Raw genomic sequence first — 10,858 nt, 5'->3', positions numbered from 1 at the left:
ACGACCTGCGCGACGAGGTCGGCGAATGCGACGGCACCTACAATGCCCCGCAGGACCTGACCCCGTCGTCGTTCGAGGTCATGCGCTTTTCCGAGTACGAGAACGAGGAGGGCGACCTGGAGTGGCTGATCCGCAAGGACAACTGCATGCACTGCGCCGAGCCGGGCTGCCTGAAGGCCTGCCCGTCGCCCGGTGCCATCGTGCAGTACGCCAACGGCATCGTCGACTTCAATTCCGAGCACTGCATCGGCTGCGGCTATTGCGTGGCCGGGTGCCCCTTCAACATCCCGCGCATCTCGAAGAAGGACAACAAGGCCTACAAGTGCACGCTCTGCTCCGACCGCGTCTATCACGGCCTGGAGCCGGCCTGCGTGAAGAGCTGCCCGACCGGCTCGATCCAGTTCGGCACCAAGGAGCAGATGCTCGACTACGGCGCGCACCGGGTCGAGAAGCTCAAGGAGCGTGGCTTCGAGAACGCCGGCATCTACGATCCTGCCGGCGTCGGCGGCACCCACGTGGTCTACGTGCTGCAGCATGCCGACAAGCCGGAGATCTACAGCGGCCTGCCGAAGGACCCGCATATCAGCCCGACGGTGGAGCTGTGGAAGGGCGTGACCAAGCCGATCATGTCCGCGGTACTGGGCGTCTCGGTGCTGGCCGGCTTCTTCCACTACATGACCAAGGGACCGAAGGAAGAACCGGAGGACGACCCCGAAGCGGAAAACGACGCGGCGGACCGTGAACAGGATCTGCGTGACGAGGAGCGGCGGCCATGAGTCATTCCAACGTACGCAAGGGCATCCTGCGCTATGGCCCCTGGGCGCGGGCCAATCACTGGATCGTCGCGATCTGCTTCGTGCTGCTCACCCTGAGCGGACTGGCGCTGTTCTACCCGGCGTTCTTCGGCCTCACCGCGGTGTTCGGCGGGCCGGAGCCGACGCGCATCGTGCACCCGTACATCGGTGTGTTCATGACGCTGTTCTTCCTGATCCAGGCGGTGCGCTTCTTTCGCGCCAATCTGTTCCGCCGCTACGACGTGCAATGGGCGCGGCAGATCGGCGACGTGCTGTCCAACCGGGACGAGCGCCTGCCGCCGGTGGGGCAGAACAACGCCGGGCAGAAGCTGGTGTACTGGGTATTCCTGGCCACGGTGCCAGTGCTGCTGGTAACCGGTGTGGTGCTCTGGCGGCCCTGGGTGGCCAGTGAGATGCCGATCTGGGCGCTGCGCTGGGCGGCATTGATTCACGCGCTGACGGCATTCGTCGCCATCCTCACGCTGATCATCCATGTCTACTCGGCCATCTGGGTCAAGGGTTCGATCCGCGCGATGACCCAGGGTCGGGTCAGCCCGGCCTGGGCCCGGCATCACCACAAGCTCTGGTACGACGAGGTCATGGCCGGCGAGAAACGTGGCGACGAGACGGCCTTGCCCCATCGCGAGCCCGGCGATGCCGCGGCGTCCAGACCCCGAACATGACTGACCAACAAGGGAATCGAGCATGAAAGGAAAACGCGGCCCCGCGAGCCACGAATTCGGCAGCGCACCCACCACCATCATGGAACCGCCGCAGGTAGTCCTGCCGGACGACCAGTTGTTCAGCCGCCGTGCGCTGCGGCTGCGCGAGCTGATGGTCATGGTGCCGGCGCTGGACGAGTTTCTCGACTTCATGGCGCGCCTGGCGCAGGCCCAGCATCAGGTCCTGAGTGGGCGCGAACCGGCCTGGCGTCCGGCGCCGGATGCCTTTGATCAGGCTTTGGCGCATCGCATGCCGCCGCTGGGCTTTCGTGCGTTGCGCCGCGATCTGGACTGGCAGGGTGATCTGCGCGCGATCCTCGATGCGCTGGCGCTGCACGTCGGTGAGCGGCAGAGACCGCTGCTGCAAGCCCTGCGTGACGCGAATGCCGATGCACTGCAGGCGATCGCCGAGGATGTACTGGAACAGCGCGCCGGCAGCGCCGATACCCGCGGGCTGATGCCGCTGGTGGCAGCCGCGCTGCAGGTGGCCTGGGTGCGCCTGGCGGCGGCCTTGCCACGTCCGCCAGCGCAACCGCTGGCCGAGGCGCGGGCCTTGTGCCCTTGCTGTGGCTCGCCGCCCGTAGCGAGCGTGGTGCACAACGAACCGTATCGCAGCGGCGTGCGCTTCCTGCACTGCGCGCTGTGCGCGACGGAATGGCACCTGGAACGGGTCAAGTGCAGCAACTGCGAGACGGGTGGGCAACTGCTCTACCTGGGGCTGGACGACGAGCAGGGCGAGCCATTCCTGCCGGTACAGGCCGAAGCCTGCGGCGCCTGCGAAAGCTACCTGAAGATCGTGCTGCGGCAACTGCAGGGCCGCGCCGACCCGGTCGCCGACGATCTCGCCAGCCTGCCGCTAGACCTGATGCTGGCCGATGAGGGCGTCTATGCCAGAAGCGGCTACAACCCGCTGCTGGTATTCGGTGACCCGTAGGGCGCAGCCGTCAGGCCGGCTGCGGGCTGTCCGCATCGACTACCGTCTGATTGCCGTAGGGCGAACCTGGCTTGTGCTCGTCCAGTTCTTCGGCGCAGGGCACCTGCGGCACATCACCGGGTTGGTCGTGCACGATCGGGTCGGGCTGAGGCACATCGGGGCGTGCATGGGTCATGGTCATTCTCCTGATGAACCGCTGTTGAGGCAGCAACGGCAGACATCCTGAATTGAGGCACGGCGCGCGCACGGGTTCCGGCCAACCGTCGGCACCGCACCGTCTGGCGACGATTGGCTCAGCCGCGATCATGCCGCATTTCCAGTGGTGTGCCGACCGGCTCGGCACGCCTGTTGACCGGCCGCCGGAAGGGCGTGCCAACGGGCGCCGGAGGCTGAACTTTCCAAGGCCCCTCGGCTCGGAAGAAAGAGCCGACAAAAACGTACCGGTCGCCTCCCGAACCGCACGATGACGCATCCAGAGGCGGCTCGGGCCACCGAACCCATACGCCTCAGGAGCCCTTTCGATGAGTGATGCCCAGCCCAACGCGACGATCCACCCTCGACTCGAAGAAGCCCTGCAGATGCCGCGCATCGCCATTGAATCCACCTTGCCGGTGGTCGATGAAGGCCGCTTCGCCGCCAAGGCGGTCATCGGTCAGCCGGTGATGGTGACCAGCAAGATCTTCGCCGATGGTCATGACCAGCTGGCCGCCGCCGTGTGCTGGCGTGAGAAGGGCGAGAGCAACTGGCGCCGTGCGCGGCTGAAGTTGCTGGGCAACGACGCCTGGCAAGGCCAGTTCACCCCGACCCAGGTGGCCGAACACGAGTTCGTCATCGAGGCCTGGTGGGACGTGTTCGAGAGCTATCGCTACGAGTTGTCGAAGAAACATACGGCTGGCGTGCCGGTGCATCTGGAACTGGAAGAAGGGCGGTTGCTGCTGGAGAAGGCCACTGCCCGGGCTCAGGGCGAGAATCGGGCGGTTCTCGACGATCTGATGCACCGCCTTGGCATGGCGCATACCGATGACGAGCGCGTGTCACTGTTGCTGGCGCCGGAAACCGCCGTGGCAATGGCCGCAGCCGACCCACGTGAGCACTGCAGCCGCAGCCGCGTCTATCCGCTGGATGTCGAGCGCACGCTGGCGCAGTTCGCCAGCTGGTATGAGCTGTTTCCGCGTTCGGAAACCGACGATCCAAATCGTCATGGCACCTTCCGCGATGTGCACAAGCGTCTGCCGGCGATTCGCGACATGGGCTTCGACGTGCTGTATTTCCCACCGATCCACCCGATCGGCCGCCAGCACCGCAAGGGCCCGAACAACAGCCTGCAGGCCGGGCCGAACGACCCGGGCAGCCCCTATGCCATCGGCAGCGAGGACGGCGGCCATGACGCCATCCATCCGCAGCTGGGCACGCTGGACGATTTCCGTGAGCTGGTCGCGGCAGCACAGGAACATGGCCTGGAGATCGCCCTGGATTTCGCGATCCAGTGCTCGCAGGACCATCCCTGGCTGAAAGAGCATCCGGGCTGGTTCTCCTGGCGGCCGGACGGCACGATCAAGTACGCCGAGAACCCACCGAAGAAATACCAGGACATCGTCAACGTCGACTTCTACGCCGAGGACGCCATGCCCGATCTCTGGATCGCATTGCGTGACGTGGTCTGGCACTGGGTGGAGCAGGGCGTGAAGATCTTTCGCGTCGACAACCCGCACACCAAGCCACTGCCGTTCTGGGAATGGCTGATCGCCGATATCCGCGGGCGCGACCGCGACGTGATGTTCCTTTCCGAAGCCTTCACCCGCCCCGGAATGATGGCGCGTCTCGGCAAGATCGGTTACAGCCAGAGCTACACCTACTTCACCTGGCGCAACACCAAGGCGGAGCTGAGCGAGTACCTCACCGAGCTGAACGAGCCGCCGTTGCGCGATTGCTATCGGCCGAACTTTTTCGTCAATACGCCGGACATCAACCCGTTTTTCCTGCAGGACTCCGGCCGTGCCGGCTTCCTGATTCGCGCCGCGCTGGCAACCATGGGCTCGGGGCTGTGGGGCATGTATTCGGGGTTCGAACTGTGCGAATCGGCCGCGATCCCGGGCAAGGAAGAGTACCTCGATTCCGAGAAGTACCAGATCCGCGTCCGCGATTACCACGCACCGGGCAACATCGTTGCCGAGATCGCCCAGCTCAACCGTATCCGCCGACAGAATCCTGCGCTGCAAACGCATCTGGGGTTCAAGGCCTATGTCGCCTGGAACGACAACATCCTCTATTTCGGCAAGCGCACGCCTGACCTCGCGAACTTCATTCTGGTTGCCATCAGCCTCGATCCGTACAACGCCCAGGAAGCGCATTTCGAGCTGCCGTTGTGGGAGCTCGGTCTGCCGGATGACGCCCACACCCAGGGCGAGGATCTGATGAATGGCCACCGCTGGACCTGGTACGGCAAGACCCAATGGATGCGCATCGAGCCTGCGCATCTGCCGTTCGGCATCTGGCGTCTGACCGCACAGCAGCCAGACCCCGATCTCAAGTAGATTCTCGAACGCAGCAAGGAATCCTCAGAAAATCAGCTAGTTATCTGATTTTTATGATGTGGATTCCAGCTGCAGTTCTGCCGTTGCCCGGTCGTCGATCTGGCCGGGCCTTCACACCGCGACAGGAATGAAGAACATGGCAAAACCGCGCAAACCAGCGGCATTCATCAAAGACCCGCTCTGGTACAAGGATGCGGTGGTGTATCAGGTGCACCTCAAGTCCTTCTATGACTCGAACAACGACGGCGTCGGTGATTTCGCCGGGCTGATCGACAAGCTGGACTACATCGCCGACCTCGGGGTCAACACCATCTGGCTGCTGCCGTTCTACCCTTCGCCGCGGCGCGACGATGGCTATGACATTGCCGATTACCGCGGTGTGCATCCTGAATACGGAACCATGGCCGATGCCAGGCGCTTCATTGCCGAGGCGCACAAGCGCGGGTTGCGGGTGATCACCGAGCTGGTCATCAACCACACCTCGGACCAGCACCCCTGGTTCCAACGCGCCCGCAAGGCGAAGAAAGGCTCGGCGGCGCGCAATTTCTACGTGTGGTCCGACACCGACGAAAAGTATGACGGTACGCGGATCATCTTCCTCGACACCGAAAAGTCCAACTGGACCTGGGATCCGGTGGCCAAGCAGTACTTCTGGCACCGCTTCTATTCGCACCAGCCGGACCTGAACTTCGACAATCCGCAGGTGATGAAGGAAGTGCTGGCGGTGATGCGCTACTGGCTGGACATGGGTATCGATGGCTTGCGCCTGGACGCGATTCCCTACCTGGTCGAGCGCGACGGCACCAACAACGAGAACCTGCCGGAAACCCACGCAGTGCTCAAAGCCATCCGTGCGGAGATCGATGCCAACTACCCGGATCGCATGCTGCTGGCCGAGGCCAATCAGTGGCCGGAAGACACTCAGCTGTATTTCGGCGGCGAAGACGGTGGCCCGGGCGACGAATGCCACATGGCCTTCCATTTCCCGCTGATGCCGCGCATGTACATGGCCATCGCCCAGGAAGACCGCTTCCCGATCACCGACATCCTGCGCCAGACGCCGGACATCCCGGAAAACTGCCAGTGGGCGATCTTCCTGCGCAACCACGATGAGTTGACGCTGGAGATGGTGACCGACCGCGAGCGCGATTACCTGTGGAATTACTACGCCTCGGACAAGCGTGCGCGGATCAACCTGGGCATCCGCCGCCGGCTTGCGCCGCTGCTGGAACGTGACCGCCGGCGCATCGAGCTGCTCAACAGCCTGCTGCTCTCGATGCCGGGCACGCCGGTCATCTATTACGGCGACGAGATCGGTATGGGCGATAACATCTTTCTCGGTGACCGCGACGGCGTGCGTACGCCCATGCAGTGGTCGGTGGACCGCAACGGCGGCTTCTCCCGCGCTGATCCGCCGAATCTGGTGCTGCCACCGGTGATGGACCCGCTCTACGGCTACTACACGATCAATGTCGAGGCGCAGCAGCGCGACCCCCATTCGCTGCTCAACTGGATGCGGCGGATGCTGACCATCCGCAAGCAGTTCAAGGCCTTTGGGCGCGGCACCCTGAAGATGCTGGCACCCAGCAACCGGCGCATTCTCGCCTACATGCGCGAATTCACCGGGCCGAACGGCGAAACCGAGATCATCTTCTGTGTCGCCAACGTCTCGCGCTCGGCGCAGGCCGCGGAGCTGGAGATGTCGCAGTACGCCGGGATGGTGCCAGTGGAGATGGTCGGCGGCAGTGCCTTCCCGCCCATCGGCCAACTGCCGTACCTGCTGACCCTGCCACCTTATGGGTTCTACTGGTTCCAGCTCGCGCTGACCAACCAGATGCCGAGCTGGCACCAGGAACCGGTAGAAACCATGCCGGACTTCCAGACCCTGGTGCTCAAGCGCCTGGATACCCTGACCGCCGCCAACCGGCGCATCCTGGAAACCGAAGCGCTGCCGGCCTATCTGCCGAAAAGGCGCTGGTTCGCGGCGAAGGACGTGGCGATCGAGTCGATCCGGATCAGCTACTGCGTGCCATTCGGTGATCCGAACCGCCCGGTGTTGCTCAGCGAGCTTTGTGTGGAATCCGCCGGGCGCAGCGATCTCTACCAGTTGCCGTTGGGTTTTCTGGCCGAAACCGACTTCGAGGCCGCATTGCCGCAGCAACTCGCCCTGGCAAGGGTGCGCCGCGGGCCGCAGGTCGGCCTGATGACCGATGCGTTCGCGCTCGAGCAGTTCAGTGCTGCGGTGATTCAGGGCCTGCGCGACGAACTGGTACTGCCCTGCAATGACGGCGAGATCCGTTTCGTGCCGATGCCGCAGCTGGCTGAGCTGCAACTGCCGGCCCACCCGGAGGTGCGCTTCATTTCGGCGGAACAGTCCAACAGCTCGGCGATCATCGACAACAAGGTCATGATCAAGCTGCTCCGTCGCGTGGCACCGGGGGTCCATCCTGAACTGGAAATGGGCGGTTTCCTCACCGCACGCGGCTTCGCCCATATCTCCGGCATGCTCGGTCAGGTCAGCCGGATCAACAAGCAGGGCGAGCCGGTGGCCCTGATGGTGATCCAGCACTTCCTCGACAGCCAGGGTGATGCCTGGGTCTGGACGCTGAACAACCTCGACCGTGCCGTACGTGACGAAATCGCCGGTGGTGTGTCGATGCACGAGAACCAGTTCAGCGCCCTGGACGAGCTGCAGTCGTTCAACCGGCTGCTCGGCCAGCGCCTGGGCGAGATGCACATGGCGCTCGCAGCGCAGACCGACGATGCCGCATTCGCCTACGAAAGCACCAGCAAGGCAGATGCCCAGCAGTGGCAGCAAAGTGTCAGTGCCCAGCTCGAGCAGGCCCTGCAGCGTATCGAGGAGCATCGCCCCAATCTCGAGCGCAAGGACGCCGCTGCCGTAGGGCAGCTGCTTCAGCGCCGCGACAAGCTGCTCGAACAAGTGCAACGTCTGGCTGCTAGAACCGTTGGTGGCGCGCGCACCCGCGTGCACGGCGACCTGCACCTCGGCCAGGTGTTGGTGGTGCAGGGCGATGCCTACTTCATCGACTTCGAGGGCGAGCCAGCCCGCTCGCTGGATGAGCGGCGCGCCAAACATAGCCCGTTCAAGGATGTCTCAGGCCTGCTGCGTTCGTTCGAATACGCAGCTGCGATGACCGTTCGCGGGGCGCAGATCAGCGACAGCACGCCGGAAGCCGATCAGGCCCGACAACGCATAGCAGAGAGTTATCAGAGCAGTGCGCAGCAGGTGTTCCTCGAGGCCTATCGCGACGCAACTGCCGATCTGCCGCATGACTGGCGCGAGCAGGATGGCGCGAATGCTGCACTGCTGTTGTTCAGCCTGGAAAAATGCGCATACGAGATCGTTTACGAAGCGGAGAACCGCCCGGCCTGGTTGCCCGTCCCGCTACAGGGAATGTTGGCCCTGGCACAACAGCTTTTCGATGGAGGTTCCAATGACTGAACGCCCGGTTCTGACCATGCCAGGGGAAACCCTGATGCCCAGCGATGCCGATGTAGACGCCCTGGTGCGAGCCGAACATGGCAACCCGTTTTCCATCCTGGGACCACACCCGGATGGCGATGGCGTGGTAATCCGCGCCTACCTGCCCAACGCCCTGGGCGCCGAGGTGCTCGACCGTGATCAGCAACTGCTGGCTGTGATGGAGCAGGGGCAGGTGCCGGGTTTCTTTTTTACCCGGCTGCCGCACGCGCAACCCTATCTGTTGAGAATCCGCTGGGCCGGTGGTGAGCAGGTCACCGAGGACCCCTACAGCTTCGGTCCGCAGCTCGGCGAGCTGGACATGCACCTGTTCTCCGAGGGCAACCACCGCCAGATCGGCCGCGTGTTCGGTTCGCAGGTGCTGGAAGTCGACGGCGTGCAGGGCGTGCGCTTCGCCGTGTGGGCGCCGAACGCCCGTCGCGTGTCGGTGGTCGGCAGCTTCAATGGCTGGGATGGCCGTCGCCATCCGATGCGCTTGCGCTTTCCCTCCGGCGTGTGGGAGCTGTTCATTCCGCGCCTGCAGCCCGGTGATACCTACAAGTACGAGATCCTCGGACCGAACGGCATCCTGCCGCTGAAGGCCGACCCCATCGCACTGGCGACCGAACATCCGCCAGGAACCGCCTCGGTCGTCGCCCGGCCGCTGGATTACCAGTGGAAAGACCAGGGCTGGATGCAGCAACGCACATCCCGCCAGTCCGTCAACGCACCGATGAGCATCTATGAGCTGCATGCGGGCTCCTGGCGACGCGACGGCGGTGACGAGGGCCGCCTGTATGACTGGCATGAGCTGGCCGAGCGCCTGATCCCGTATGTCGTGGACATGGGCTTCACCCATATCGAGCTGATGCCGATCATGGAGCACCCGTTCGGCGGCTCCTGGGGCTACCAGCTGCTCTCGCAGTTCGCCCCCAGCGCGCGCTACGGCAACGCCCACGACTTCGCCGAATTCGTCGACGCCTGCCACAACGCCGGCATCGGCGTGATCCTCGACTGGGTGCCGGCACACTTTCCCACCGATGCTCACGGCCTGGGCGAATTCGACGGCACGGCGCTGTACGAATACGCGCACCCGTTCGAGGGCTTCCATCAGGATTGGGATACCTACATCTACAACCTCGGCCGGACCGAGGTGCACGGCTTCATGCTGGCCTCGGCACTGCACTGGCTGCGGGAATTCCATGTCGATGCCCTGCGCGTCGACGCAGTCGCTTCAATGCTCTATCGCGACTATTCGCGCAAGGATGGAGAGTGGATTCCGAACCGCCACGGCGGGCGCGAGAATCTCGAGGCCATCGACTTTCTGCGTCACCTGAATGACGTGGTTGCCACCGAAACCCCCGGCGCGCTGGTCATCGCCGAAGAATCGACTGCGTTCCCCGGTGTAAGCAAGCCCACCAGCGAGGGAGGCCTCGGCTTTTCCTACAAGTGGAACATGGGCTGGATGCACGACTCGCTGAAGTACGTCCAGGAAGACCCGATCAACCGGCAGTACCACCACGACAAGATGACCTTCAGCATGGTCTACGCCTATTCCGAGCACTTCGTCCTGCCGATTTCCCATGACGAAGTGGTCCACGGCAAAGGTTCGCTGATCGACAAGATGCCGGGTGATCGCTGGCAGAAGTTCGCCAACCTGCGTGCCTACCTGTCCTTCATGTGGACGCACCCGGGCAAGAAGTTGCTGTTCATGGGCAGTGAGTTCGGCCAGTGGCGTGAATGGAACCACGACCGTGAACTGGACTGGCACCTGCTTGAAGAGGCCGATCACCGTGGCGTGCAGAATCTGGTGCGGGATCTGAACCGCCTCTACAGCCAGGAGCCGGCGCTGCACGAACTGGACAGCGATCCGCGCGGTTTCCAGTGGCTGATCGGCGACGACCGTGCCAACAGCGTCTTCGCCTGGCTGCGCAAGAGTTCGACCGGGCAGCCGTTGCTGGTAGTCGCCAACTTCACACCGGTGGTGCGTGAGGCCTATCGGATCGGCGTGCCGGTGGACGCAAAGTGGCTGGAGGTGTTCAACAGCGATGCCGAATGCTATGGGGGGTCCAACACCGGCAACGGCGGCGGCATGCTCGCCGAGCCGATCGAGAGCCACGGCGAGAAGGTCTCCCTTTCGCTGACTCTGCCTCCGTTGGGCTTGCTGGTACTGCGTCCGCAGGCGTAACGGCTGCGGTAAAAAACGCCGCTCGGGGTAACCCGGGCGGCGTTTTTTCTCTGGTCGAGGAAGTAAGGCACCGTTGCGGGAGCCGCTTGAGGCGGACTTGAGCGGTTGTGCCGTGCCGTCTACGCAGGCAAACGCCGCCTGAATTCGTGGTCGAGAGCTATCTGGACCGGTTTCACGGAGGGCGGCCTCGGGCAAACGCTCAACC

The 10,858-nt window shown here is 63.8% G+C and carries 7 protein-coding genes; 6 read left to right on the top strand and 1 reads right to left on the bottom strand.

Features of this window, described 5'->3' with window-relative positions; all coding sequences use genetic code 11:
- The 3 genes from fdxH to fdhE all read left to right on the top strand — a co-directional run.
- Nucleotides 1-776: formate dehydrogenase subunit beta (gene fdxH, locus EA798_RS13950; RefSeq protein WP_122099339.1), on the top strand; the 776-nt coding region annotated here is incomplete at its 5' end.
- Entirely contained in the window at nt 773-1,477 is a 705-nt protein-coding gene (locus tag EA798_RS13945) for a formate dehydrogenase subunit gamma (RefSeq protein ID WP_122099338.1), read from the top strand. The genes fdxH and EA798_RS13945, both read left to right, overlap by 4 nt.
- 22 nt (nt 1,478-1,499) lie before the next feature.
- On the top strand, nt 1,500-2,450 hold the full coding sequence (fdhE, locus tag EA798_RS13940) for a formate dehydrogenase accessory protein FdhE (protein WP_122099337.1): 951 nt from the start codon (nt 1,500-1,502) through the stop codon (nt 2,448-2,450).
- A 10-nt stretch (nt 2,451-2,460) separates the two neighbouring features.
- On the opposite strand, the gene EA798_RS20630 is transcribed toward fdhE, so the two are convergent.
- Entirely contained in the window at nt 2,461-2,625 is a 165-nt protein-coding gene (locus tag EA798_RS20630) for a hypothetical protein (RefSeq protein WP_015276973.1), read from the bottom strand.
- Between the two features lie 346 nt (nt 2,626-2,971).
- On the opposite strand from EA798_RS20630, the gene EA798_RS13935 reads away from it, so the two are divergent.
- From EA798_RS13935 to glgB, 3 genes are all read left to right on the top strand, one after another.
- Nucleotides 2,972-4,984 carry an alpha-1,4-glucan--maltose-1-phosphate maltosyltransferase gene (locus tag EA798_RS13935; RefSeq protein WP_122099336.1) on the top strand — a complete coding sequence of 671 codons (2,013 nt, stop codon included), beginning with the start codon at nt 2,972-2,974 and terminating at the stop codon, nt 4,982-4,984.
- Nucleotides 4,985-5,120: 136 nt separating this feature from the next.
- Complete coding sequence (treS, locus tag EA798_RS13930) at nt 5,121-8,447, top strand: maltose alpha-D-glucosyltransferase (RefSeq protein WP_122099335.1); 3,327 nt, start codon at nt 5,121-5,123, stop codon at nt 8,445-8,447.
- Entirely contained in the window at nt 8,440-10,653 is a 2,214-nt protein-coding gene (glgB, locus tag EA798_RS13925; RefSeq protein WP_122099334.1) for a 1,4-alpha-glucan branching protein GlgB, read from the top strand. The genes treS and glgB overlap by 8 nt, the downstream gene beginning before the upstream one ends.
- The last annotated feature ends 205 nt before the right edge of the window (nt 10,654-10,858 follow it).

This window comes from Pseudomonas songnenensis (genome assembly GCF_003696315.1).
In the GTDB taxonomy this organism is placed as follows: domain Bacteria; phylum Pseudomonadota; class Gammaproteobacteria; order Pseudomonadales; family Pseudomonadaceae; genus Stutzerimonas; species Stutzerimonas songnenensis.
The sequence above is the reverse complement of the archived record's forward strand: the minus strand, read 5'-3'. Positions and strand labels throughout refer to the sequence as shown.

Coding starts and splice junctions, on each gene's coding strand:
- EA798_RS13935 (WP_122099336.1), top strand. CDS start 2,972: ATGAGTGATGCCCAGCCCAACGCGACGATCCACCCTCGACTCGAAGAA.
- glgB (WP_122099334.1), top strand. CDS start 8,440: ATGACTGAACGCCCGGTTCTGACCATGCCAGGGGAAACCCTGATGCCC.
- fdhE (WP_122099337.1), top strand. CDS start 1,500: ATGAAAGGAAAACGCGGCCCCGCGAGCCACGAATTCGGCAGCGCACCC.
- EA798_RS13945 (WP_122099338.1), top strand. CDS start 773: ATGAGTCATTCCAACGTACGCAAGGGCATCCTGCGCTATGGCCCCTGG.
- EA798_RS20630 (WP_015276973.1), bottom strand. CDS start 2,625: ATGACCCATGCACGCCCCGATGTGCCTCAGCCCGACCCGATCGTGCAC.
- treS (WP_122099335.1), top strand. CDS start 5,121: ATGGCAAAACCGCGCAAACCAGCGGCATTCATCAAAGACCCGCTCTGG.